This window comes from Kluyvera fluvialis (genome assembly GCF_059725275.1).
The window spans coordinates 984756-1010328 of the sequence record NZ_AP046142.1 but is presented as its reverse complement, the minus strand read 5'-3'; the positions used below and the strand labels follow the sequence as shown (position 1 = coordinate 1010328).

General features: G+C 58.0%; 22 protein-coding genes and 1 riboswitch. Of the genes, 2 read left to right on the top strand and 20 right to left on the bottom strand.

The features are described 5' to 3' along the window. Positions 1 to 5: 5 nt before the first annotated feature. From AC6I4B_RS04865 to AC6I4B_RS04795, 15 genes are read right to left on the bottom strand one after another with little or no spacing between them, the layout of a single operon-like run. Complete coding sequence (locus AC6I4B_RS04865; protein WP_497771937.1) at positions 6 to 683, bottom strand: energy-coupling factor ABC transporter transmembrane protein; 678 nt, start codon at positions 681 to 683, stop codon at positions 6 to 8. Then, complete coding sequence (locus AC6I4B_RS04860) at positions 670 to 951, bottom strand: energy-coupling factor ABC transporter substrate-binding protein (RefSeq protein WP_497770029.1); 282 nt, start codon at positions 949 to 951, stop codon at positions 670 to 672. Before AC6I4B_RS04860 ends, AC6I4B_RS04865 begins: the two co-directional genes overlap by 14 nt. Before the next feature lies 1 nt (position 952). Next, entirely contained in the window at positions 953 to 1696 is a 744-nt protein-coding gene (gene cbiM, locus AC6I4B_RS04855; protein ID WP_497770027.1) for a cobalt ECF transporter S component CbiM, read from the bottom strand. Beyond that, on the bottom strand, positions 1693 to 2406 hold the full coding sequence (locus tag AC6I4B_RS04850; RefSeq protein WP_497770026.1) for a cobalt-factor II C(20)-methyltransferase: 714 nt from the start codon (positions 2404 to 2406) through the stop codon (positions 1693 to 1695). Before AC6I4B_RS04850 ends, cbiM begins: the two co-directional genes overlap by 4 nt. Then, entirely contained in the window at positions 2403 to 3182 is a 780-nt protein-coding gene (gene cbiK, locus AC6I4B_RS04845) for a sirohydrochlorin cobaltochelatase (RefSeq protein WP_497771936.1), read from the bottom strand. Before cbiK ends, AC6I4B_RS04850 begins: the two co-directional genes overlap by 4 nt. A 2-nt stretch (positions 3183 to 3184) precedes the next feature. Continuing rightward, positions 3185 to 3979 (bottom strand): cobalt-precorrin-6A reductase, encoded by a 795-nt coding sequence (locus tag AC6I4B_RS04840; RefSeq protein WP_497770024.1) that lies wholly within the window; start codon positions 3977 to 3979, stop codon positions 3185 to 3187. After that, the gene (locus tag AC6I4B_RS04835; protein WP_497770023.1) at positions 3976 to 4701 is read right to left on the bottom strand and encodes a precorrin-3B C(17)-methyltransferase; all 726 of its coding nucleotides are present in this window, start codon (positions 4699 to 4701) and stop codon (positions 3976 to 3978) included. The genes AC6I4B_RS04840 and AC6I4B_RS04835 overlap by 4 nt, the downstream gene beginning before the upstream one ends. Further along, positions 4701 to 5756 (bottom strand): cobalt-precorrin 5A hydrolase, encoded by a 1056-nt coding sequence (cbiG, locus tag AC6I4B_RS04830; RefSeq protein ID WP_497770022.1) that lies wholly within the window; start codon positions 5754 to 5756, stop codon positions 4701 to 4703. Before cbiG ends, AC6I4B_RS04835 begins: the two co-directional genes overlap by 1 nt. After that, on the bottom strand, positions 5737 to 6510 hold the full coding sequence (locus AC6I4B_RS04825; protein ID WP_497770021.1) for a cobalt-precorrin-4 methyltransferase: 774 nt from the start codon (positions 6508 to 6510) through the stop codon (positions 5737 to 5739). Before AC6I4B_RS04825 ends, cbiG begins: the two co-directional genes overlap by 20 nt. Then, on the bottom strand, positions 6503 to 7072 hold the full coding sequence (locus AC6I4B_RS04820; protein ID WP_497770019.1) for a decarboxylating cobalt-precorrin-6B (C(15))-methyltransferase: 570 nt from the start codon (positions 7070 to 7072) through the stop codon (positions 6503 to 6505). Before AC6I4B_RS04820 ends, AC6I4B_RS04825 begins: the two co-directional genes overlap by 8 nt. Further along, a complete protein-coding gene (locus AC6I4B_RS04815) occupies positions 7062 to 7667 on the bottom strand; it encodes a cobalt-precorrin-7 (C(5))-methyltransferase (RefSeq protein ID WP_497770018.1) in 606 nt (201 codons plus the stop codon). Before AC6I4B_RS04815 ends, AC6I4B_RS04820 begins: the two co-directional genes overlap by 11 nt. Continuing rightward, positions 7661 to 8800, bottom strand: a complete 1140-nt coding sequence (gene cbiD / locus AC6I4B_RS04810) for a cobalt-precorrin-5B (C(1))-methyltransferase CbiD (protein WP_497770016.1) — start codon at positions 8798 to 8800, stop codon at positions 7661 to 7663. The genes AC6I4B_RS04815 and cbiD overlap by 7 nt, the downstream gene beginning before the upstream one ends. Then, positions 8797 to 9432 (bottom strand): cobalt-precorrin-8 methylmutase, encoded by a 636-nt coding sequence (locus AC6I4B_RS04805; RefSeq protein ID WP_497770015.1) that lies wholly within the window; start codon positions 9430 to 9432, stop codon positions 8797 to 8799. The genes cbiD and AC6I4B_RS04805 overlap by 4 nt, the downstream gene beginning before the upstream one ends. 10 nt (positions 9433 to 9442) lie before the next feature. After that, a complete protein-coding gene (cbiB, locus tag AC6I4B_RS04800; protein ID WP_497770013.1) occupies positions 9443 to 10402 on the bottom strand; it encodes an adenosylcobinamide-phosphate synthase CbiB in 960 nt (319 codons plus the stop codon). Then, positions 10399 to 11772: a cobyrinic acid a,c-diamide synthase CobB gene (locus AC6I4B_RS04795; protein ID WP_497770012.1), complete on the bottom strand. Its 1374-nt coding sequence runs from the start codon at positions 11770 to 11772 to the stop codon at positions 10399 to 10401. Before AC6I4B_RS04795 ends, cbiB begins: the two co-directional genes overlap by 4 nt. Before the next feature lie 87 nt (positions 11773 to 11859). Beyond that, positions 11860 to 12052: riboswitch (cobalamin riboswitch) on the bottom strand. A 151-nt stretch (positions 12053 to 12203) separates the two neighbouring features. Here AC6I4B_RS04795 and AC6I4B_RS04790 point away from each other — a divergent pair. Further along, entirely contained in the window at positions 12204 to 13073 is an 870-nt protein-coding gene (locus AC6I4B_RS04790; RefSeq protein ID WP_497770011.1) for an L-threonine kinase, read from the top strand. On the opposite strand, the gene cobD is transcribed toward AC6I4B_RS04790, so the two are convergent. Next, positions 13058 to 14134 carry a threonine-phosphate decarboxylase CobD gene (gene cobD / locus AC6I4B_RS04785; RefSeq protein ID WP_497770009.1) on the bottom strand — a complete coding sequence of 359 codons (1077 nt, stop codon included), beginning with the start codon at positions 14132 to 14134 and terminating at the stop codon, positions 13058 to 13060. The genes AC6I4B_RS04790 and cobD overlap by 16 nt on opposite strands. 6 nt (positions 14135 to 14140) lie before the next feature. Continuing rightward, the gene (gene amiC, locus AC6I4B_RS04780; protein ID WP_497770008.1) at positions 14141 to 15391 is read right to left on the bottom strand and encodes an N-acetylmuramoyl-L-alanine amidase AmiC; all 1251 of its coding nucleotides are present in this window, start codon (positions 15389 to 15391) and stop codon (positions 14141 to 14143) included. 255 nt (positions 15392 to 15646) lie between these two features. On the opposite strand from amiC, the gene argA reads away from it, so the two are divergent. Then, entirely contained in the window at positions 15647 to 16978 is a 1332-nt protein-coding gene (gene argA / locus AC6I4B_RS04775) for an amino-acid N-acetyltransferase (RefSeq protein ID WP_497770006.1), read from the top strand. A gap of 195 nt (positions 16979 to 17173) precedes the next feature. Here argA and recD read toward each other — a convergent pair whose 3' ends face one another. From recD to ptrA, 3 genes are all read right to left on the bottom strand, one after another. Next, the gene (gene recD / locus AC6I4B_RS04770; protein ID WP_497770005.1) at positions 17174 to 19012 is read right to left on the bottom strand and encodes an exodeoxyribonuclease V subunit alpha; all 1839 of its coding nucleotides are present in this window, start codon (positions 19010 to 19012) and stop codon (positions 17174 to 17176) included. Then, positions 19009 to 22557, bottom strand: coding sequence for an exodeoxyribonuclease V subunit beta (recB, locus tag AC6I4B_RS04765; protein WP_497770003.1), 3549 nt, complete (start codon positions 22555 to 22557; stop codon positions 19009 to 19011). Before recB ends, recD begins: the two co-directional genes overlap by 4 nt. Before the next feature lie 122 nt (positions 22558 to 22679). Beyond that, complete coding sequence (gene ptrA / locus AC6I4B_RS04760) at positions 22680 to 25559, bottom strand: pitrilysin (RefSeq protein ID WP_497770002.1); 2880 nt, start codon at positions 25557 to 25559, stop codon at positions 22680 to 22682. Positions 25560 to 25573: the final 14 nt, after the last annotated feature.

Here is a 25573-nt window from a genome sequence, read left to right as displayed (position 1 = left end):
TATCCTTAAAGGTGAAAATCACCCTGATACAGTTTGATATCCAGCGTCGTGTTCATTTGCTGATAACGGATTAAAACGCGCGTGAATAACAGGCTCACCAGCATCGCCAGCGAGCGGTAGCCCAGGCGCACGTTACGGTAGCCAAAGCGCAGCGTTTGCGCGCGGTGAATCGCCAGCGCTTCGTCGAGCAAAATAAAGATAAAGCGCCAGGTAAGCAGAATTTGCTCGGTCAGCAGGCGCGGCACTCGCCCCCGCTTGAGCAGCACAATTAACTGCGGAAACGGTAAATTCAGCACCAGCCAGAAGGTGGCGGATAGCGCCGCCAGGCTGCGCCAGAAAGTCTCGTTAGCGGTAGCAAGCTCCGCCGAGGAGATACCCAGCCAATAATGACCAAGCGGCACACCCACCCACAGCGCCTGGGGGTTGCGGCCCACGCTAAACACAATCGTCACTACGCCAATCAGCAAAAAGCCCAGTGGCAGCGCCATCCAGCGACACCAGCGCCAAAAAGAGATACGCAGCAGCCAGCAGGTTAATGCCGCCGTAAATGCCATGAGCAACGCCTGCCCCAGCGGCGGCAGGCTGAATACCAGAACCATCAACAGCAGCCAGAACAAAAACTTACGCTCTGGCTGCACCTGAAACCAGCGGCTCTGATAACTCAGCCTGTCAAGACCGGTCATCATGGCGCTGACGCCCTTTGTAATAGCCCAGAATATAGAAAATCACCGCCGCGCCCAGCGAGCCTTGCAGGGTAAACAACAGGCTTTCAATTTCTCCGCTTGCCGGTTCATACAGCGGCTGGAACCACGGCTCATAGTGCGGAGCAATGGCCTGAATCTGGCTTTCGGCTTCGCCGTCAGAACCGCCATATTCACCACCGTGATTGATAAAGAACGGCAGGATCACCAACGCAATCACCAACGCTAACAAAATAAGGGTCTTTTTCATCTTAGTGGCCCTCAACGGTAATGAGCCGTCGTTTGGTTAATTGATCGTAGATGATCACCGTCAGCAGCCCTTCGGCAATGGCGATAGGGATCTGCGTCAGGCAGAAAATAGTCATAAATTTCAGGCTTGATCCCACAAATCCAGCCTGTGGGTCCGGGAAGGCAACACCCAACTGGATCGAGGTGACAAAATAGGTTGCCAGGTCTGCCAGCATCGCACAGAGGAACACCGACACATCGCGACGAAAACCGGCTTTACAGGCCATTTTCCATACCAGATAGCCGACAATCGGCCCAATTACCGCCATTGACATGCCGTTCGCGCCAAGCGTTGTCAAGCCACCGTGCGCCAGCAGTAACGCCTGGAACAGCAGCACGATAGCGCCAAGAATCGCCACCACGCCAGGCCCAAAGAGAATCACCGCCAGCCCGACGCCCGTGGGGTGCGAGCAACTGCCGGTCACCGATGGGATTTTTAACGCCGAAAGAACAAACACAAACGCCCCACACAGCGCCAGCAGCACTTTCTGGTTGTTATCTTCCTGCACGATACGGCGCAGGCGCACCAGCCCGTACCACAGGCACGGTAAAAACAGCAGCCACCAGGCCAGCGCCCACATCGGCGGCAAAAAGCCCTCCATGATGTGCATCGCAAACGCCTGCTCCGGCACAACCAGCAGTAGCAGCGCCGCCGCTAACCCACTGAACGATAGCTTTTTAAGCTGGAGTTCCAGTTGCTGTTTCATTGTCCCTGCCTCCACTGTTTGTTGACCAGAATGGTTGAAAAATAGGGCAGCGGCTGGTCATCGCTGACTTCGCTTAATTGCCGCCAGCATTGCTCGCCGGGTAGCGTGGCTTCCGCCATCATCAGCGCGCTTTCCAACAGGCCAGCCTGCGCCAGCAGCGCTTTAATGCGCGGGAAACGGCCATACACTTTCATCAGCACCAGGCTGTCATGCTGTTGCAACGCCTGGGCTATTTCCGCTTCTGGCGCGGTACAGGCGACGACCGCCAAAGATTGCTGCTCCATCGCCAGCGGCATTTGGGCGCGAGCGGCAATCGCCGCGAATGAGGTCACGCCGGGGACGATTTCCAGCCACTCTGGGTGGCCAATACGCTGGAGTAAAAACACCCAGGTGCTGAATAGCATGGTGTCGCCGAGGCTGATAAAACCGACCTGTTTTCCGGCTTCCACCTCTTGCACCAGCGCGCGTGAAACATCGTCCCACACCGCTTCTTTTTCGCGGCTGTCGGCGCTCATCGGGAAGTGACAGCAGCGGATTTCGGTCTGCTCGCCGAGATATTCGCGCACAATCGACAACGCCAGGCTGTCGCCGCCTTTACGTCCGGCGGGGGCGTAGAGGATATCCAGCGAGCCAAGAATACGCGCCGCGCGCACGGTAATTAAATCCGCCGCGCCGGGACCAGTGCTCAGGGCATACAGTTTGCCGCTCATGCCGCCTCCAGCGAGTGTTGCAGATGCTCAACAAACATCGCCCGCACCGCCGGGTTTTCGCCCAGCCCGCTCAGCCACGGTGTCGCGGGGATACCTGCCGCGTTGAACAACGTTTTCCACGAATCGTCTTCGTCAGAGGCCATATCGTTGAGGGCGTGATCCCCCGCCACCAGCATCAGCGGCATCAGGTGAACCGCGCGCACGCCTTCTTGCTGCAAGCTGGCAATCAGCACGTCCACTTCTGGGTAGCTTTCCACCGCCCCCACTCGCGCCGGAAAACCTTTCGCGGTCATCATATGGTCGAGACAGGCATACGCGGCAAAGGCGTGGTGGCTGGCTCCGTGGCCCATAAAGACCACTTTTTCATCGGCGTTCAGCGCGGGCATTTGCTGCGTTAATGCCTGCATCAGACGCTCATAATCCTCGTGCCCGCTTAATAACGGCGTGCCCAGCGTCAGGCGACGAAACAGCGGGCGCAGGGTTTGCACTTCACGGACTATTTTCTCGTACTCATCACCGTTAATAATGTGCAGCGACTGAATCGCCACATCGTCATATCCTTGATCGGCAAGTTTTTGCAGCGCCTGCAATGGCGTGTCGATATCCAGGCCATCGCGCTGTTTCAGCTTGCGGATAATCATCCCGGAGGTAAAAGCGCGGAACAGGTCGCGCTCAGGGCAACTGGCGGCTAATTCACGCTCACAGGCGACAATATTTTTCTCGCAGGTGTCGTGATAGCTGGTGCCAAAACTGACAACCAACAGGGCTTTTTTCATCATTAATTCCTTCTTTCCTCGGCCAGCCAGCGCGCTAAACGCTCGGCGAAAGCGGCCTGACTTTCGAGTAATTCATTTCCCGTCACCAGCGGGGCTGGGCGAGCGATCACAATGCAGGGGATCCCTGCCTCCAGACACGGCTGCACTTTTTCCTGATAGCCCCCCTCTGCGCCAGAGGCTTTAGTAATCACCACCTCTGCCCGGCAGTGGCGGTAAAACACCGCGTTAAATTCCGCGCTGAACGGGGCGCAAATAGCGAAGATTTCACCCACGCCAAAACCGAGATCAACGCACTGTTGCACCACTTCCGGCACGGGTAAAACGCGGGCGAGCAGCGTTTTGCCCGGCAGCCCCGCGCGCCAGGCGGCGAGATCTTTACTGCCGGTGGTCAACAAGATGCGATCGCCCAACCGGCTGGCGACCTCGCAGGCTTGCGCAATACTGGAAACCGAATACAGCAGCGGATGCGTTAAGCCACTAAGCTGCTCTGGGCGCTGATACCGGCTAAGCAACACGCCGGTTTCCTGGCAGGCCGCCAGCACATTCCGGCTCACCACCTCGGCATATGGATGTGAGGCATCAATCACCCAGCGCGTGTTATTCGCCTGTAACCAGGCGGTTATTTCCGCCTGTAACAAACGCCCGCAGCGCACCTGCCCTTGAATATCGCCCGCCAGCGCTTGCCCTGTGGGTGTCGCCACCGATAAGGTGTATTTCACCGATGCGGCATCCAACTGCTGGCAAATCGCCCGCGCATCGCTGGTTCCGCCGAACACCAGAACGTCGCCGTCACTCACAGCACGTAGCCTCGCGGGGTAATCATCAGGCCATCCTGCACGTAGGTGGTTTTGTTGCCGACAATCACCAGGCTTGTCATATCGACCGGTTCAAAATCCATTTCGCCAAGCGTTGTCAGCCATTTTTGCTCTTTTTTACGTCCGGCGGATTTCACCACCCCGACTGGCGTATCCGCATTTTTGCTGGCAGAAAGCAGCTCAAAGGCGCGTGCCAGATGCCCTTCGCGGCCCCGGCTGCGCGGGTTGTAAAAGCAGATAACAAAGTCGGCTTCGCCAGCGGCGATAATCCGTTTTTCAATCACCGGCCACGGGGTTAACAGGTCGCTGAGGCTGATATGGCAAAAGTCATGCATCAGCGGTGCGCCCAGTAGCGACGCCGCCGCAATGCTGGCGGTCATTCCTGGAATCAGCCGCACTTCAACGTCCAGCTTCTGCTTACTCACCAGCTCCAGCACCAGCCCCGCCATCCCGTAAATACCCGCGTCACCGCTGCTAATCAGCGCCACGTTGTGCCCCGCCTGCGCTAACTCAATCGCCGCCTGGCAGCGTTCAATCTCTTTGCACATGCCGGTTTTAATCACCTGTTTATCACCGGTGAACGCCTTCACCAGGTGGGTATAGGTTTTGTAACCCACGACTATCTCTGCCGCCTGGAGCGCCTCTACGGCCTCCATCGTCATCATTGCCTGCGAACCGGGGCCGATTCCAATTACGCTTAACATCAGTGTGTAACTCCCAAAGTAATAGTGACGCCCTGTTCTCGCAGGGTTTCGCCGGATAGATGCCCGTCGCTCAGCAGCCACGCTGCCGGACCGGAAACGCTGCCTACGCCGACCGTTTTTTTCACAAAGTCAGAGGCGGGAAAGCGGTGTTGATGTTCGCCTAGCGCCTCAGGGCTAAAGGTTTCAAACGGCACGTCGAACTCGCGCGCCAGTTCGATAAGCCCGGCTTCATCCTGTTTGAGCGTGATGCTGCCAATCGCCCGCAGCGCCAGCGGATCTAGCCGTTGCGCTGCCAGTTGGCGCATCAGCAATGAGCGGATTAACGCCGCTGGCGTATCGCGCCGACAGCCGATGCCCGCTACCACTCGTCTGGGCACGAGCTTCCAGTGAGGCAGCGCCAGCGCGGGCAACTCATCAACAATCGTGATACACACCAGCGCGTCCAGTTCAGGAGGCGTGTGCAGCGAATCAACGGCGATAAAACCACGGCAATCGCAGCGGTTAACCTCGTCGCGCAGCGATTCATCACACCACAGCCCGACGCGCTGCTGGCTCACCAGCATCTGGTTGACGGTTTTCACCGCCGCCCGAAAGCCCTGCATCCGCGCATTAAGCTGGCAGGCCAGACTATCGAGCGCCGCCACCTCGTTAACATCGGTGGCGGTGGTGATCACCGGACAGGCCCCCAGCATCACCGCCAGCCTTCGGGTGAGCGCGTTCGCCCCACCAACGTGACCAGAGAGCAGGCTAATCACGTGCTGCCCGCGCTCATCAATCACCACCACCGCTGGGTCGTGGAGTTTATCCACCAGCAACGGCGCCAGAACGCGCACCGCAATGCCGGTTGCGCCGATAAAAATCAGTGCGGTATCGCGCAAAAACGCCTGTTGAACGCTGGCGGCAAAACTGCCGTCAAACGCGCTAAACCCCGCTTCAACTAAAGCGTCGCGGGTGTAGCAGGTCATTGGCAGCGCCGCACTCAGCCGCTTCGCCAGCGCCACGCCGCCGGGGGTCAGGCAGAACAGCGCAATGCGCTCAGGCTTTGCGGTATTCATGGCTGAAATCTGCGGCGTACAGGCGCGAGTAGTGGTATTCGTCACCGAGGAAATCGCCGACCAGAATCAGCGCCGTTTTGCGAATACCGGCGTCACGCACTTTGTCGCCAATATCTGCCAGCGTGCCGCGCACGGTTTGGCTTTCCGGCCAGGTGGCCTTGTAAATCACCGCTACCGGCGTGGTGGAGGGATAGCCGCCGTCAATCAGCCGCTCCGCCACGCGATGAATACGCTGTACGGAGAGATAAATCGCCATCGAGGTTTGATGCCGGGCAAATGACTCCAGTTGTTCACGTTCCGGCACTGGGGTGCGCCCTTCCAGGCGAGTGATAATCAGGCTTTGCGACACCTCTGGTACGGTGTACTCGACGCCCAACTCCGCCGCTGCGCCGAGGAATGCGCTGACGCCAGGCACGACTTGCCAGGCAATGCCGCGACGGGTCAACTCCTCGCCCTGCTCGCGCACGGAGCCATACAGCGAGACATCACCGGTTTGCAGGCGCACTACCGTTTTACCGGCGTTCACGCCCGCTGCCATCAGGTCGAGGATCTGCTCAAGATGCAGCTCGGCGCTGTCGTGGCACTCGGCGTCTGGCGGGCAGTAGCTCAGGAGTTCGGGGTTAATCAGCGAACCGGCGTAGATAACCACCTGCGCCTGTTGCAGTAAGCGGTAGCCCTTGAGGGTGATCAACTCACGGTCACCTGGCCCTGCGCCGACAAACCATACACAGCGAGAATCAAAGGCTTCAGTCATGGTGTTGTTCCTTCTGGCAGGCAATAACAAAAACGGGATTCTGTGGTTTGAAATAGTGCCCGCTGCCCAGCGGCGTCAGCGTCGATACCGCCAGCTGCTGGCACTCCAGCGCCGTGACTCCCACCTGATGCAGGTGCTCAAGGGCGGTGTGCAGGTTTTCGTGCAAAATAAAGGTCATCACCAGCCGCCCGCCGGGGCGCAACTGCTGCCATGACCAGTCAATCAGGGCGCAAAGATGACCGCCGCTGCCGCCCATAAAAATGGCATCGGCCTGCTCGGCTACCGCCAGCGGCGCTTCGCCGTCGATAATCGTGATGTTGTCGCAGGCAAAACGCTGACGGTTTTCTGCCAACAAGCGCAGCGCCGCTGGGTTGCGTTCAATCGCCGTCACCGCAAGCGTAGGGTTGAGCAGCGCCGCTTCTATCGACACGCTGCCGGTTCCGGCTCCGATATCAATCAGGTGGCGCGCCTGATGCAGTTCCAGCTTTGTCAGCGCCAGCGCGCGTACCGCCTCTTTGGTCATCGGCACTTTTTCGCCGCGCAAAAACAGCTCATCGTTCATCGAGGATCACCACCGTGTTCATCTCATAGTCTTTATCGACCTCACTGACCCTAAGCCAGTGCAGCCGCTCGTTGTCCTGCGCCAGGTTTTCACCAATCACCATCCAGCGATGCCCTTTGCCACGCGCCACCAGCGCGGCGGCTATCTCTTTTGGCCCGCAGCGTTGGTCGGTGACCATCGCCACTTTGCGCTGGCCAGCCAGCGTGTCAAAGCACACCTCGCGCCCGTGGCTGCTGGTGAGCCACATGTCATTCATGTCGATACCGGCGCACGCGCACAGGTATTGCACCGCGCTGACACCGGGAATCACGCGAACATTCTCGCGGCCAAAATGGGCGATAAGCCGCGTACCGATGCCGTAAAACAGCGGGTCGCCGGAGGCCAGAACCACCACGTTTTGCGCCTGGCGTTGGCTAATCCATGCCAGAACCTGCGGGATGTTGGCGCCAAGCTGGCAGCGCTCGCCGTCAACATCGGCAAACTGTGCCAAATGGCGCGCACCGCCAACCAGCGCATCGGCCTGCGCAACGGCCTCTTGTGCTTGCGGGGTCATCAGCGAAACACCGGCTGGCCCCATCCCCACCACCGTTAACATGTCAGCGCCTCCACGATGCTTTGCACCGGACGGTTGCTGCCGAGAATGTGGTTATCGAACGAAAACAGAATGGCGTCGCACACGGGCGGTGTTTTGGTAAAGCGCAGGCGCTGCATCACGCGCTGGCAAATGCGTTCGGCGAGGTGGTTGTAAAGGTGCTGGAAGCCATAGGCGTCAATATGTTCCATCGCCGCTTCGGTGGTGTCGCAGTCGCTCACCAACGTCAACAGTTCCAGCGGTGCGCCCAGCAACGCCAAGTGAGCGACCAACGTTTCCATGCGCGCATCGGCGATATGGCTGTGAGTGTGGAAAATCCCGGCGGCGATTTTAATCAGCTTACCGGGGTGACCAATGAGCACAATTTGGCGAAAGCCGAGGCGCACCGACTCCTCAATCATGTAGCCGACAAAGTTGCTCATGGTGACGACGCATTGCGCATCCAGCCCCATTTGCTCTCGCACAAAGCGCTCGCCGTGGTTGCCGGGAACCAGCACCACGCGCGCCAGACCGGCGGCGCGTTTCATCTCCAGCTCCAGCGCCAGCGAGCGTTTCCAGCTCTCCTCCGACATGGGTGTGACGATACCGGTGGTTCCGATAATCGAGATCCCCCCCATAATTCCCAGCCGCGCGTTATAGGTTTTCTGCGCCCGTTCTTCGCCTTCGGGGGCGAAAATTTCCACCTCGGCGCCACGCGCGGGGCCAATCACCTCGCGCACGGCAGCTTCAATGGTGTGGCGCGGAGTGCGGTTAATCGCCGCGCTGCCGATGGGCAAGCCAATGCCTTTGCGGGTAACCGTGCCGACACCTTCACCGCCGTGCAGCGAAATCTCGCCGCTATCGTTGAGCGTGACGCGAGCGAAAATCAGCATCCCGTGGGTGGCATCAACATCATCACCGCCGTCTTTGCGAATCGCGGCAACCGCCTGCTGCCCTTCTACGTGTGGGGATTCAACGTTCAAATTCAGCGTGACGCCCGATGGCGTGACAATCGACACCTGCTGAATCAGGTGCTGGCGCAGTACCATCAGCGCGGCAACTTTCGCCGCAGCCGTCGCACACGATCCGGTGGTAAAGCCCTTACGCAACGCTTTGCCGTTATGCCACACCGGCGCGTCGAAGGCCGCGTCGCTCATCGCGCCCCCTGCAAGTGATACAAAATGGCGTTGACGATAGCCGCCGCCACGTTGCTGCCGCCTTTACGTCCCAGCGCAGCGATACCCGGCAGCCCGCTTTGGCGGAGCGCTTCTTTCGATTCCGCCGCACCAACAAACCCGACCGGCACGCCAATCACGCCGCCTACGTCCACGTCACGGTGCTCCAGCAGGCGGAACAGCGCCGTTGGCGCATTGCCAAAGACAAACACTTTGTCGCCGTCTTCTTTTACTGCGATATCCACCGCAGCCATCGAGCGGGTCATGCCCTGCGCTTTGGCCTCCCGCACCACGCGCGGGTCACTGATGTAGCAACGGCACTCGCCGCCAAAGGTCGCCAGCAGATTTTTATTGATCCCCGAAAGCGCCATCGTGGTGTCGGTGTACAACGTACACGGGCGGCTGAGCGCCTCGCTAAGACGGGTTAAAGCCTCGGGGGCGAACCACAGAATATCCAGCCACTCGAAGTCAGCAGTGGTGTGAATCACCCGTTTGATAATCGCCTCATGCAGTGGGCTGTCGAAGCGATATTCCGGGCGGGTTTCAGCAATAATCTCGCTAATAATGGCGAAACTTTTGCGCTCAATCGCCTGGGGTTGCTGAATATAGTTCATGTTGTTCTCCTCAGGCCGCGCCAACCAACCAGAACCTGACTGCCATAAACAGCAGCAGGGCCAGCGTTGACGCCACCCACATCAGTCGAATCGTTCGGGAAATATCATCAATTGCGATGTCGCGCCGGGCGTCGCCGATCCACGGTTTATCAACGCGCTGGCCAAAATAGTCGTTCGGCCCGCCCAGACGGATGCCCAGCGCGCCTGCAACGGAAGCCTCTGACCAGGCGCAGTTAGGGCTGCTGTGGTTGTAGCGATCGCGCCAGCCAATGCGCAGCGCCCGGCGGCCATCAAGGCGGCAAAGCACGGCGGCGGCACTGATAAAAAGCCAGCTCAGGCGAGCAGGAATAAAGTTGGCGGCATCGTCCATACGGGCGCTGACCATACCAATAGCGCGGTATTTTTGATGCTTATAGCCCACCATAGAGTCGAGGGTATTCACCGCTTTGTAGGCCATCGCCAGCGGCGCGCCGCCAAGTAACAGGAAAAACAGCGGGGCGATAATGCCATCGACGGTGTTTTCTGCCACGGTTTCTACCACCGCGCGGTTGATTTGCGCAGGCTGAAGCTGCGAGGTGTCGCGCCCGACAATCCACGACAGCTTAATGCGGCTTTCGGCAAGGTCGCCCGCGCGCAGCGGTTTCTCAACCTCCTGTGCCGATTGCGCCAGGCAGCGACCGGCAAGCACAGTAAAAATCAACCAGGCGTTGACGCCCCAGCCCAGCCACGGGTGAATGCGGGCGGCAAGCGCTAAAACGCCCCAGGTAACGCCATAAGTTATCCCGACCACCACCAGCCACATTACGCCGCCGCCGATGCGCAGCGCGCGCTCGGTGCGGCAAAGGCGGCGTACCACGCGCTGCACGGCGTTAATCAAGTTGCCTATCCAGCGTACCGGATGCGGCCAGTTTGGCGGGTCGCCAATCAGCACATCCAGCATCCACGCCACACACCAAATGAGCAGCGTCATAGCGCGCTCCTGGCGGCAGCAAACCAGTGGTTGAGCATGGAGGGGCGCTGGGCGAAGTGAAGGTGTAAATAGCTGGCGAAGGTATTACCGCGCTGCCAGCCGCCTTGCCATTGCTGGAGTACCGCGCCATCGCGTGTTTTGCGACACGCCATCACCGCCGCATCCTGCGGAGTGAAATCCGAGTAGTGAAATTCATGCCCGCGCAATATTTCGCCGGGCGCGGCAAGTAGCGTTTGCCGCTCGGCCTGCGCTTCGCAATAGCCAAAACGGGTCAGACGTGTGCCCATTTTGCTCTGGCCTGGCAAAATATCCGCCATTTGATGCACCTGACCATCGGCGTCCTGCAACGTGCTGCCGAGATACATCAGCCCGCCGCATTCCGCGTAAATGGCTACGCCGCGCTGATGTGCCGCGCGTAGCTGCGCCAGCATCGTTTCATTTGCCGCCAGCGCCTGTGCATGTAGCTCTGGATAACCGCCGCCCAGCCACACCATTTGGCATGGCGGCAGCAGGTGGTCGTGTAATGGGCTAAAACGCACAATCTCCACGCCCGCCCGCGCCAGCAGCGCCAGGTTATCTGGATAGTAAAAGTTAAATGCTTCGTCGTCGGCGAGCGCCAGCGTAAGTCCCGCGCCGGATTGCGGCATCGGCGGCAAGTTGCCTTCAGGCATGTGCGCCAATTCGGTGAGCGCCAGCAGGCGTTCGATATCGAGTGTGCGTTCCAGCATGGCGGCAAAGTCCTGCCACGGCTGGCGGTTAAGCGCAGATTCGCGCGCCATTACCAGCCCCAGATGGCGCTCCGGTAACGCAACGCCCGCCGCACGCGGCACATAGCCCAATACCGGCAGCCCGCAATAGCGGGTAATCGCGCTTTTCAGCAGTTGGAAGTGGCTTTCGCTGTTGACGCGATTGACTATCACCCCCGCAATATTCAGGCTGGGGTCGAAGTGCTGGAACCCCATCACCGTCGCAGCAATCGAGGTAGACACCGCTTTGCCATCCACCAGCAAAATGACCGGGCAACCGAGCTGTTTTGCCATCGCGGCGGTGCTGCAATAGTTGGGATCAGTGCCGTAGCCGTCGTACAGGCCCATCACGCCTTCAATAACGGCGATATCGGCCTGCTGCATATGTTCGCTAAACAGGGCGTTAAGGGTCGAGGTGGGCAGCATAAAGCTGTCGAGATTGCGGGAAGCCACACCGCACAGGGCGGTATGCCAGCCAGTGTCGAGGTAATCGGGGCCGACTTTATAAGGCTGCACGCGCAGGCCGCTCTGCTGAAGCAGGGTGAGCAAGCCGAGCGTGACGGTGGTTTTGCCACAGCCGCTACCGGTTCCTGCAAGAATAAATGCGTGCTGTCTGGCTGCCATACCCTGCCCCTATTCATTGGGTATAGCTATACGTGTGCCCAGTCAGAAGACTGTGCGACGCAAAGCAACCCACTTCCCACCGAAGTTGTTGATAATCACCGACAGGCAGGTCTTCTGGCTTAGCGTCATCCTCGCCCGCCCTTCCCGATCTGGCGATCAGTGGTGTTTACGGGGTTGTCAGCATCACAGCAGCGGGGGCTGCGGAGGATTTATCCACCTTTGCGGATGCACCTCCTTCCCTGGCATATCACTATGCCGAACCTGTTGGCTCTGATTTTGTCTCTATGCCGACATCTTACGCCCGCATAAAATAAAAGCAGGTTACTCTAGCGCGGTGGTTAAAGTATTTCGTTGCGCTATGACAATACCGATATATTTATTCATCACAGTTGATATTTTGTTCGTTTAACTCACCACAAGGCATAAAAATAATGAGTGTGGCGCGCTGCCCTGCCTCTTGCGGGGAGCTGATTCAGGGCTGGATTCTGGGTAGTGAGAAGCTGATCTCTTGCCCCATTGAGTGGTACAGCACAGTGGAAGTTTGCAATGCTACACCGCTACCCAACGAGCGCCCACTGACGCGCGCGATGGTCAACGCCCTGCTGGCGCATTACGGTTATCCGCTGGCGCTAAGCCAGACGCTGCGCATTACGGTGCACTCGACGATTCCGCTGGCCAAAGGGATGGCGAGCAGCACCGCCGATATTGCGGCCACGGCGGTGGCGGCGGCTGCGCATTTAGGTCATTCACTGCGTGAGTCTGAATTAGCCGCGCTGTGCGTTTCGCTGGAGCCAACCGACAGCACGCTGTTCCGCTCGCTGACGCTGTTTGACCACCACCATGCGCAAACGCAAATTGCCTGTGCGCCGTCGCCCGCCTTTGACCTGCTGGTGCTGGAAAGCCCCGTGATATTGCGCACCGCCGATTATCATCGTCAGCCGAGAGAGGCCGCGCTACAGGCTAACGCGGCGCTATTACAACAGGCATGGGAAAAGGTGCAGTTAGCCTGTACCCGCCATAGCCCTACGTTGATGGGCGAGGCCGCCACGCTGAGCGCCATCGCCAGCCAGACGCTGCTGCCGAAGCCCGGTTTTGATACGCTGCTCGCGCTGGTAGAATCGTGTGATTTATACGGGTTAAACGTGGCGCACAGCGGCAGCGTCGTCGGGCTGATGCTCGACCGCCGCCGTCATGATGTGGAATATGTAAAGTGGGCGCTGGCGCAGCAAAGATTGACCGACCACTGGCCGAAACAACACTTGCTGAGCCACGTGGCCGGTGGGGTTCAGCTCAGCACCTGATGCAGCGCCGCCAGCAGTTGCTGGTTTTCCCTTTCGCTACGAATCGCCACGCGGAAGTAGCGGGCATCTAACCCTGGATAGTTGGCGCAGCTACGGATAAGAATATGTTTTTGCAGCAGCGCGTATTGCAGATCGATCCCCGGTTTTTCGCAGCGCAAAAACAGATAGTTCGCCTGCCCCGGATACACCGTCAGCCCGTCGATTTGACACAATGCCTGATAAAAACGCTGCCCTTCGTGCGCCAGCCACTGCCATGTCGCCTGTTGATAAGCGCTATCGTTGAGGATCACCTCGCCCGCCAGCGCGGCAAAGGCATTAATTGACCACGGCATTTGCCGCTGGCGCAGCCGCGCGAGCATCGGCTCGTCGCTGTTGAGCACATACCCCAGACGCAGGCCAGGAATTGCATAAAACTTGGTGAGTGAGCGCAGTACCCAGACATGCGGATTTTGCGCCAGCAGCGGGATAAACCCCTGCTCGCCAGCAATAAAATCGATAAAGGCTTCATCGAGGATCAGCGCAATCCCCAGCGTTCGGCAACGCTCGGCAATCGCCGCCAGCAATGCGTGTGACGGGAGCAGACCCGTCGGGTTATTCGGCGTACACAAAAACAGGCAATCAAGATTAGCGGTTAGCGCGGGAAGAATACGTTCGGTCAGTTGCCAGCCGTCTTCTTCACGCAAGGCGAAGGGGGTTATCTGGCAGTCGATTGTCTCCAGCGCCCGACGATACTCCGCAAACCCCGGCGCGACCACCATGGCATGACGCGGCTTCAAGCCGTGAACGAGGGTGAAAATCGACTCTGTTTCACCGTTGCCCGCCAGCACCCACGAGGCCGGAACGCCGTGATGCGCCGCCAGCGCCTGATGCAACTGTTGGTATTCGACATCAGGGTAACGCTCGGCGAGGGAAAGCCCGGCGATAATCGCCTGTTTCAGGCTTTCGGGCATCCCGAGCGGGTTAATATTGGCGCTGAAATCCAGCAATTGGTCAGCCGCAATGCCCAGCAATGCGGCGGCTTCACGGGTGTTGCCGCCGTGAACGCTCTTTAAACGCGACACCTTAAATTACCCGCGTCGCGCAAGCGTTGCGCCGTCAGCAAAATAGGCTTTAATCCCGGCAAGAATAGACTCGGCCACTTCCTGCTGGAAGGTGGCAGTCCTGAGCTTGCGCTCCTCCTCAACGTTACTGATGAATGCCGTTTCGACGAGGATCGACGGGATATCCGGTGCTTTCAGTACCGCAAAGCCCGCCTGTTCTACCTGATTTTTATGCAGTTTGTTCACCTGACCGAGCTTTTTCAAAACCGCTTTGCCGAATTTCAGGCTGTCGTTAATGGTCAGCGACTGCACCATATCAAACATGGTGTGGTCAACGTAGCGATCACCGCTTTTGCTCACCCCCCCCACTAAGTCGGCGGCGTTCTGGGTCTTCGCGAGGTATTTTGCCGCCGTACTGGTGGCCCCTTTGGTTGACAGCGCAAACACCGATGAGCCGCGCGGCTGGCGGCTGGTAAAGGCATCCGCATGGATAGAAACAAACAGGTCGGCGCGCTGCTTTTGCGCCTTCGCCACCCGCACCTGGAGCGGAATAAAGATATCTTCGTTACGCGTCATGTAGGCTTTCATATTGCCCTCTTTCTCAATCAGCGCACGTAAGCGGCGGGCAATTTGCAGCACCACGTCTTTCTCACGTGTTTTATGCAGCCCCACCGCACCGGAGTCTTCACCGCCGTGTCCGGGGTCGAGCATAATGACGATAGGCCGGTCACGCCCGGCTTTACCCGGCTGTGGGCCGCTCTGAGCTGGCGGAACCTGCTTTTCAAGATCGCCCTTGTTGTACTCCTCCAGCAGTGCCAGCAGCGGGTCTTGCTCCTCTTTGCTGCTTGCCGGATAGAGATCCATCACCAGACGTTCTTTAAAACCAGCAAACGGCGCCAGCGCGAAGAGCTGTGGTTTGACATCCTGTTTTAGCTCAAACACCATGCGCACCGTTTGCGGGTCAAACTGCCCCACACGCGCCGATTTGATAAATGGGTCATCCTGGCGAATCTGCGCGCCCATGCCTTTCAGCACCGAATTAAGATTCACACCTTCAATATCAACCACCAGGCGGTCTGGGTTGCTTAACGCAAACTGTCGATATTTGAGTACACGGTTGGACTCTACCGTAACGCGCGTGTAGCTAGACGCAGGCCAGATGCGCACGGCCACCACCTGACTAACGGCGGCTAGACCAACCTGACTCACACTTAGTAACCACATCGCGCCCGCCCCTTGTAACAGGCGACGACGACTCAAAGACCGACTTCCCGACATGCTCTATCCCAGGCAAAAAAATGACAGATTCCAAACAACACTCAAAGGACGACGAGTATACGCATAATACGATTGACCGAAAACTCTAACCAAAGGCGCAGAAACTGTCATCTATAAAAGGGTAAACATTCGTAGGATCAGCGAAATTGAGCGTTCTATTTTTCCTTATTCCAGGCAAATTCCGGCTTGCGTTCCGGCCAAAAACAGAATAAAAATACACTTATTACGAATAATAATTCATTGAGGGGTTGTGCTGTGGTGAAGGAACGTAAGACCGAATTGGTTGAGGGGTTTCGTCATTCTGTCCCCTATATTAACGCCCACCGGGGAAAGACGTTTGTCATCATGCTGGGCGGCGAAGCTATCGAGCATGATAACTTTTCTAGCATTGTCAATGATATAGGCCTTCTTCACAGCCTAGGCATTCGCCTGGTGCTGGTGTATGGCGCGCGCCCGCAAATCGACGCCAATCTGGCCGCACATCATCATGAGCCTTCGTATCATAAGCATATTCGCGTGACCGACACCAAAACCTTAGAACTGGTTAAGCAAGCAGCAGGGCTGTTACAGCTCGATATCACCGCTCGGCTGTCGATGAGCCTCAACAATACCCCGCTGCAAGGAGCGCACATTAACGTGGTGAGCGGTAACTTTATTATCGCCCAGCCGTTGGGCGTTGATGACGGTATCGACTACTGCCACAGCGGGCGTATTCGCCGTATTGATGAAGAAGCGATTCATCGTCAGCTCGACAGCGGTGCGATAGTGCTGATGGGGCCGGTTGCCGTTTCCGTTACCGGTGAGAGCTTCAACTTGACCTCAGAGGAGATTGCCACCCAGTTGGCTATTAAACTGAAGGCCGAGAAGATGATTGGTTTTTGCTCCTCACAAGGGGTTTACAACGACGCGGGTGAGATTATCTCTGAGCTGTTTCCTAACGAAGCGCAAGCGCGTATTGAAGAGTTGGAGCAGGAAGGCGATTACCTTTCCGGCACGGCTCGCTTCCTGCGCGGTGCGGTGAAGGCTTGCCGCAGCGGTGTTCGTCGCAGCCACCTGATAAGTTATCAGGAAGACGGCGCGCTGCTACAAGAGCTGTTCTCACGTGATGGTATCGGGACACAGATTGTGATGGAGAGCGCCGAACAAATTCGCCGCGCCACCATCAATGATATCGGCGGGATTTTGGATCTGATTGCCCCGTTAGAGCAGCAAGGGATTTTGGTGCGTCGTTCGCGTGAGCAACTGGAGATGGAGATCGACAAATTCACGATTATTCAGCGTGATAACACGACCATCGCCTGTGCGGCGCTGTACCCGTTCCCGGAAGAAAAAATTGGCGAGATGGCCTGCGTAGCGGTACACCCGGACTACCGTAGCTCGTCGCGCGGCGAAGTGCTGTTGCAACGCATTGCCACCCAGGCCAAGCAGATGGGGTTAAACCATTTGTTCGTGCTCACCACCCGCAGTATTCATTGGTTCCAGGAGCGCGGTTTTAAACCGGTGGACGTTGATCTGCTGCCAGAAAGCAAAAAGCAGCTCTACAACTACCAGCGCCGCTCCAAAGTGCTGATGACCGACCTGGCGTAAATAATATCCATGCAAATTGCCGGATGGCGGCGTAAACGCCTTATCCGGCCTACAAATTCGCACACCGTAGGCCTGATAAGCGCAGCGCCATCAGGCATTGTGCCACCCATTTCCGGATGGCGGCGTGAACGCCTTATCCGGCCTACAAGTTCGCACACCGTAGCGCCATCAGGCAAAGCGTTAAACACCTGGCTATTACGCCATTTCGGCAAAAATGGCGGCCAGGCCGCTGCGTCGTTCGGTTCGTGTGGCGATGGCTTGCGCTAACAGATGTTCATCGGCATACATCGACAAACGCGATTTCGCGCGGGTAATTGCCGTGTAGATCAATTCACGGCTCACCACCGGCACATTTTGCGTCGGCAACACCAGCGCGGCATGGGCAAACTCTGACCCCTGCGATTTATGCACGGTCATTGCCCATGCGGTGTCGTGCTCTGGTAAACGGCTTGGCAGAATCGGTTTCACCGTGCCGTCCGGCATCGGGAACCAAACGCGCAGGCTACCTTCACGCTCTAACGCCACGCCGATATCACCGTTAAACAGCCCCAACGCGCTGTCGTTGCGGGTGATCATCACCGGGCGACCGTCATACCAACGCGAGTGACGCGGTAGTGTAATCTGCCGGTGACGCGCCAGCAGCAGCTCAAACTGCTGATTCAGCCCGCTTACGCCCCACGGCCCTTCTCGCAGCGCGCACAGCAGTTGATATTCACCAAAGGCTTCCAGCACCACGGCGGGGTCAGCCTGTTCGCGCAGAAGCTGTAAATAATGACCATAGCCCGCGCGCGCATCGTCCAGCATGGCGGCGTAGTCGTCGGTCGAGCGCAGCGGCTTACAGTCGATATCGCTAAAACCACGGGCAAAAACGTCGCTCACGCCTTTTTTATCGCCCCGATTCACCGCCGCCGCCAGTTGTCCGATACCGGAGTCACTGCCAAAACGGTAGCTGGTGCGCAGCAGGCACAGGCTGTCGCGCAGCGCGCTGGCGGCATGGCCTTCACCGGCGGGAACCGTCGCCCCCGCCAGTTGGCTTAACTGTGCCGCGCGTTCTGCGGTGTAGCCTGCGTTAACCCAGCTACAGATATCCCCCAGCACCGCCCCCGCTTCTACCGAGGCTAGCTGATCGCGGTCGCCGAGGAAAATCACACGTCCATGCGGCGGCAACGCGTCAATCAGGCGCGCCATCATCGGCAAGTCAATCATCGAGGCTTCATCCACCACCAGCACATCAAGATGCAGCGGGTTCCCCGCGTGGTAACGCATCCGCTGGCTTGTCGGCTGCGCGCCCAGCAGGCGGTGTAACGTGCTGGCCTCAGTGGGCAGTTTCTCTTTTTGCGCGTCACTCAGGTTAAGTTTACGCAGCGCCGCGCCCAGCGATTCCGTCAAACGCGCCGCCGCTTTGCCGGTGGGTGCGGCAAGGCGGATACGGCATTTTTCGCTGCCGGACATCTGTATCAGCGCCGCCAATAGTTTTGCGACCGTGGTAGTTTTACCGGTTCCTGGCCCGCCGGAAATCACCGAAATTCGGCGGGTTAACGCCACCGCCGCCGCCACTTTTTGCCAGTCAACCGTGTCGGAAGACGGGAACAGCGACGCAAGCGTGGCGGTAAGCTGTGTTTCATCCACCGCAAACGGAGCCTGGGTATCGCTAAAGAAGCGCGCGACCGTCAGTTCATTGCGCCACATGCGGTTCAGATACAGCCGTTCTCGGCTTAAAATCAGCGGCGATGGGCGCTCACCGGTACTCACCGCCTGCGAGGCCAGTAGTAACGTGGCCCAATCGTCAGGCGCATCAACCTCATTAAACAACTGCTGCCACAGTTCGCGGGCGCGGCCTTTGGGCTGCATGTCTGGGCGAAGATGCGACAACGGCAGGCACACGTGCCCTTCTCCGGTATCGCGGCTGAGCATCGCTGCCGCCAGCATCACCGCCGGATGCTCATCCTTCGCCACCATCAGCGCAAACTGGACATCCAGCGGGCGTAGCAGCTTCAGCTCTACGGCTTCCAGCAAGCGTTGTTCCAGCGTCATGCGTCCATCTCCTGTACATTTCCGGCAAACAGCGCGTCCATTGCCGTTATCAGCGCGGGGTCTGGTCGGGTGGTGAAAATGCCCTGTTGCCCCGCATCACCGTCTACGCCGCGCAGGAACAGGTAAATCACACCGCCGAAGTGGCGCTGATAGTCATAATCCGCAATGCGGTGGCGCAAATAGCGGTGCAAGGCCAGGCTGTAAAGTTGATACTGCAAATCGTAGCGGTGCGCTTGCATGGCCTGCGCCATCGCCTGTTGGGTATAGGCTTCGCCGTTTTCACCCAGCCAGTTCGATTTGTAATCCAGCAGGTAGTAGCGCCCGTCGTGGCGGAAAACCAGGTCAATAAAGCCCTTTAGCATCCCGCGCACCTGGCGGAAATCTAGCGCCGGGCAGCCCGCCGATAGCGGGTCATAACGGCGGGTTAGCGCATCCAGCGCTTCGGCTTGCAGCGGGCTTTCGATAGGCAAATAAAACTCCATCTCAACCTGTTTTTGCCGCGCACTAAGCTGGTTCAGCGCAATGCCGATATCCGCCAGCGGCGCAGCCAGTACCTGTGAAATCCAGCGGGTCAGCACCGGTTCCCACTCTTCGCCAAAGCCGTTGCTTTGCAGTTTTTCCGCCATCCACTCCGGTGATATCGGCTGGGTAAAATCGAGATCTTCAAACAGGCTGTGCAGGAATGTCCCCGGCGATGCGCCGCGCGGGAAGTTGTGCGGGGTCAGCTCCAGCTCGACAGGGACATCGCCCGTGCCGGAGGCGTCAATATCCAGACGCGGCAGGAGATCCTGCGCCACACTGTGACCGCGCTGCTGCAAGCCTGAATAGCTGGTCACGCGCCAGTCATCAAGCACCCGACGCTGCACTTGTCGCGCCGTCAGTTCCGGCATTTCGGCCTGTGACGCCTGCCAGCGGTTATCATCCGGCGGCGTCGCTCGCGTCAGGGCGATGTGCTCATCGCACAGCACATGCAGGCAAGCCTCCAGACCAGCGGCATCCCGCACTTCGCCTTTTTGCAATAGCCGCCCTGGCGCGCTGTGATGCAGCTCGGTATCGGTGGGTTTGTCGCTACGCCGCGCGGTTAACGGCGCGATACCCAGGCTACAGTGCCAAACGGCGCGGGTTAAGGCGACGTACAGCAGACGTAAATCTTCCGCCAGGCGTTCGGCTTCGGCTAGCTCCAGGCTCTCGTCGCTTTCATTGAGATCCAGTACCGCTGCGAACGATTCGCGATCGTGGTAGAACGCCTGATTCTGCTTACGGAAACGGGCAATGAAAGGCAGCCAAACCAGCGGGTATTCCAGCCCTTTCGATTTATGAATGGTGACAATCTGTACCAGGTGTTTGTCGCTCTCCAGACGCATTTGCTGGCTGGAGGCGTTGGTGTCAGGTTCAGCAACCTGCTGGTTAAGCCAGCGCACAAGCGCATGTTCGCTTTCAAGCTGGGTCGCCGCTTCTTGCAGCAACTCGCTGAGGTGCAGAATATCGGTCAAGCGCCGCTCGCCGCCGTGGGTGGCGAGCAGATTCTCGGCAATCGATCGCGCGCTCATCAAAGCGCGGATCATCGGCATAACGCCACGGCGCTGCCAGATTTGCCGATAGTCGCTAAATTCCTCGACAAGCGCATCCCAGGCGTGTTCATCCTGATTCAAACGCTCGATATCCAGCGCGTTGAGACCAAACATCGCCGTCGCCAGCGCGCTACGAAGCGTGTTTTCCCGCTCCGGCGTGAGCACGGCCTGGAGCACCCACAGCAGATCTTGCGCTTCCGGCGTTTCAAACACGCTGTCGCGGTTAGAGAGATACACCGAGGGGATCGCCAGCGCGTTTAAGGCATCGCGAATCAGCGAGGCTTCCTGGCGGTTACGCACCAGCACGGTAATATCTGACGCCTGTACCGGCGTGGCTTCATCGCCGCGCCATAGCAGCGCCGTGCCGCGCTGGCCGCCTGCCAGCCAGTCACGAATCTGCGCCGCGCACTGTTGCGCCATAAAACTCTGATAGTCGCCCGCGCTAACGCCTTCACCCGGCATGAGCCACAGGTTCATCGCGGGTTGCTTTTCGCCGTCAACCTCGAAGCGCAGCGAGGCGTTTTTCGCCGCCGATTTCACCGGTAAAAACGGGATATCGCGGAACATAAACGGGTTATCCACCAGCCCAAACAAGCGGTTGACGCTTTCCACCATGCCCGGAGCGGAACGCCAGTTGGTGTCGAGCGTGTAGTGGGCCGCCACGTCGCTGCGCGCGCGCATGTAGGTAAAGATATCCGCGCCACGGAAGGCGTAGATAGCCTGCTTCGGGTCACCAATCAGCAGCAGCGCGGTGTCCGGCTGTTGCCGCCAGATACGGCGGAAAATACGGTACTGTTGCGGGTCGGTATCCTGGAATTCATCAATCATTGCCACCGGGAAACGCTGGCGGATAGCGGCAGCCAGCGCATCGCCGCTGTCGCCGTGCAGCGCCTCATCAAGGCGGCTTAACATGTCGTCAAAGCCCAACTCGCCGCGACGGCGTTTTTCCCGCGCGACGGCCTCGCGAATCTCGGTCATCGCCTGAGCAATCACCAGATCGTTAAGGGTCAGCGGCGATGCCAGCAGCCGCTCAATGGCGCTAAATAGCGGGTGCTCCGGCACGACGCCGCCCGCTTTGGTGCGTTCTACAAGAAACGATTGGCTGAATTTTTCCAGCGCGTCCGGCAGTTGGTAGTTTTTGCTCTCTTCCTGCGCCCAGGCGCTGATCTTGTCGATCCACTTTCCCTGGTTGCCTCGGTTAAACTTGCGGCGGTCAATACCAGAGCCTTCGAGTAAAGGCTCCAGTTCACCAACGTTCGCCAGCCACTGCTGTTTGATGTCGTTAATCTGCGCCAAAATTGCCTGATGGCGAGACTCCAGCGTTTCCGCGCTATTCAGCGGGACTTTCAACTGCGGCGCTTCACCTTGCAGGTAACGGTCAATCGATTTCAGCAGATCCTGCGGCCCCTTCCAGGACTCAACAATCACCTGCGCGATGCTGCGATTCAGCGGGTAGCAGTGGCGTCGCCAGAAGTCGGCACAGGCCTGATAGCGCAGTTGCGATTCATCTTCAATCAACTGTTGTTCGAACAACATGCCGGACTCAAACGCATTGAGGCTGAGCATACGCTGGCAGAAACCGTGAATGGTGAAAACCGCCGCGTCGTCCATCTGCCGTTCGGCAAGCAGCAGGACATCGGCGGCCTGTTGCAGGTCGTCGATTTCCGCCAGCAGGCTGGCATAAAGCGGATTATCGGTGGTGTTACGCAGGCAAGCGATGCGCAGTTCATGAATGTTGCTACGAATACGCCCGCGCAGTTCTTCAGTGGCGGCTTCGGTGAAGGTGACGACCAGCAGTTCTTCAACATTAACCGGGCGAGGATAGGCACGATCGCCGCCCAGCCCCAGCAAAAGCCGCAGATAAAGTGCGGCGATGGTGAAGGTTTTACCAGTGCCCGCAGAGGCTTCAATCAGGCGCTCACCGTAAAGGGGCAAACGCAGGGGATCAAGGGACTCAGCGGCTATATCGGTCATTCGTTCTCTCGTCGTATGCTCGTCATACTTCAAGCTGCATCGGTATTGGCAGCGCGAATTCCCCAGCCACTGGCTGTTGCTAGTGTCCGGGGTTGTCTCTTGCTGCCGTTGTGCAACTCAAACTAGTTAGCGTCAATGGGTAAACTTTGCTGCAACGCGCTAATGCTCTGCCACACTTTCCAGCCTTCCGGCTGCGCATAGTCGGTTTTGCCATTCTGGCTACCGGATACCTGCGACAACACCGTCATACCCTGTGGCGCAACCACCGTCTGGTGGAAGAAGTCGGCCAGCTTTTGCGGCGTTAACAGCTTAATCTGGGCCACTACTTTAGCACGTGAATCAAAGGCCATATTACCACGATCGAAATCTTTGCTGAGCTGAGAGGCTTCGTCGCTGAGGGTTTGCGGCGCTTGCAGCATGTCGGCAATCACCGCCTGCTGGATTTGTGCAAACTCTTCCGGCTTCATCGCCCGCAGTTTTTGCTCCGCCGTCGGGAAGAACGTTTTGAAGCGCTCCCACAAGAAAGCCGGTTGTTTTTCGTTGCTTTGCAGCAGGAACCCCATCCCCCACTGGCGACCAATATTCATCGAGAAAGCAAACACGGCATAGCCCAGTTGCTCTTCGGTGCGCAGTTGCGTGTAGAACCACGGCTGGACGATTTGCGCCAGCATAGCGCTGGCCGCAGAGCTTGAGAACTCATCGGCATTCGGCGGGACAAACACCGCCGCCAGCGCAGAGTCGGTGCTGTTACCCGCTTTCTCGAAAATAGCGTTCTGCTGTTTATTGACCACGACGTTTTTGTTACGACACCATTCGTTGCCGTTCGCTCCCAACTGTGACTGGGTATTACGCGCCAGCGCGATAGACTGCTCTGCGCTGAGGTTGCCAATCACCATAAATTCAGGGCGCGCCCCGGCTTTAAGCTGGTCACGATAGGCCAGAACGTCTTTGAGGGTTATCGACGCCAACAGCGCTTTGCGTTCATCGCGCTGGAAATACGGCACTTGTGACAGCATCTGCACCGGCATAATCGCCTGTTCGTAGGCTTTGCCTTTTTCGGCAGAGTCCATCATCTGCTTATACCAGGATTTCGCCTGCTCAAGTTGTTCTTCCGTTGGCGTATAGCTGAAATAGCCCTGCAATAACGCATCAAACAACTGCGGTAAACGCTGGGTGTAGCCATTCGCGTTCAGCATTAAGCCATTGTTAGCGCCGGTCGAGAAGCTGATTCCCCCCACTGCGGCCTGGTTGCTTAACTGGTCAAGCGCAAGCCCCGCAAGGTAGTCATTGAGGGCAAACATCACCTGGCTGCGAGCGCTGTCCATCGCCTTCGGATTGCGCAGAATCAACGTGATATCCGCTTTCGGTTCACTGGCGAAGTAGCGGCTAGGCATATACGCCAGGCGCAGCATCGGCTCGTCGATAATCAGGTCAGGATGCGTTTGCTGTTTTTCGGGCTTAATCAGCGTGAAATCATCGGGAATATAGGGGTTTAACTGCGGCAGAGTCAGCGAAATGCCGCTACCCACCTGCTGCCATTTGGCGAAGGTGTCAGCGCTAATTTTGTCAACCTGATACGGCGCATCAACAAAGTAAGCGACTTTGTTATGCGGCTCTTTCGGGCTGATGTACCAGATGCGCGCATTCTGCGGCGTCATCATCGCCAGACGCGCTTTTACTGCCTGCGCGTCATAGCGGTCGGCAATATTTACCGCATCCAGCGTGTGCGCCACTGGCACGCGAATCATGGTATCTGCCAGCCATTCGACGTAATCCATGTCGCGGTTAATAGACGGATAGCGGAAGTCGAGATTCAGCACATGCGCCAGTTCGTCAAAATAGCGCTGATCAATCCCTTTTTGACGCAGCAGATCAAGGTAGCTGAAAATCGCCGCGACCACTTCGTCGCGGTTAGCGAGGCCTTTATCGGTTAAGGTTGCCGAAATCGCCAGTACGCCGCTGTTGCCGTTGACTACAGGGTCAGAGTCGGCGCGAATACCTTCCACCAGCCCCTGTTTTTGCAGCCAGTCGGACAGCGTTCCCGGCGTGCGGTTGCCAATCAGATAAGTAATCAGTTCGTCGGTTTTACTGCGAAATTGCGCGGAGTTGTTATCAATACGGAACTCGACGCGCAGCACTTTGCGCGGCAGCGCAGGCACATAGTGGATAACAATCCCTTTTTGCGCATCAGTCACGATCGGGACGGTAATTTCCGGGCGTTTAATAGATTTGTTCGGCACACGCCCGTAGGTTTGCGCGGCAATTTTTGCCAGTTCTGGCAGAGGTTTATTGCTGTAAATCACCGCTTTCATCAGATTGGCGGAATAGAACTTGTCACGAAATGCCAGCAAGGCGTCATACACCGGGCTGCCCGGCTTGTCGCTCAGCGTATCCAGATTGCCGCCGGAAAAACGCGCCCCCGGATGCGCTGGGTTGATGGTTTCCGCACTGACCTGCGCCATACGCATCCCGTCGCGGCTGCGCGCCATCGTCAGCTCGGCGTTGACGGCATTGCGTTCACGGTCAACGTATTTTTTATCCAGCAATGGTGCCGCAATGGCGTCTGCCAGCCGATCAACCGCCCCCTGCAAAGCATCGTTTTCAACTTCCAGATAGAAAGCCGTGCGATACGGTGCGGTGCTGGCATTGTGGCTGCCGCCGTGCATTTTTAAGAATTCAGCAAGGTTATCGGGCTGTGGGTAATTCTTTGAGCCCATCAGGGTCATGTGTTCGAGATAGTGCGCAAGGCCTGGATGGCTGTTCGGGTCTTCCAGCGAACCAACAGGAACCACCAGCGCCGACAACGATTTCACCGCCTGCGGATCAGAAACCAGCAGGATGACCATCTGGTTATCCAGCGTAATAGCCTGATACTGGCGGGGGTCTTTCTCGCTTTTGCGGATGGTTTCCTGGATAGGTTGCCATCCGGTGTTTGCCTGACCTACGGTCGCCCAAAAGGCGGTGACTAAAACAACAATACTCAACCAGATACTGCGGGGCATTCACGGACCTCATC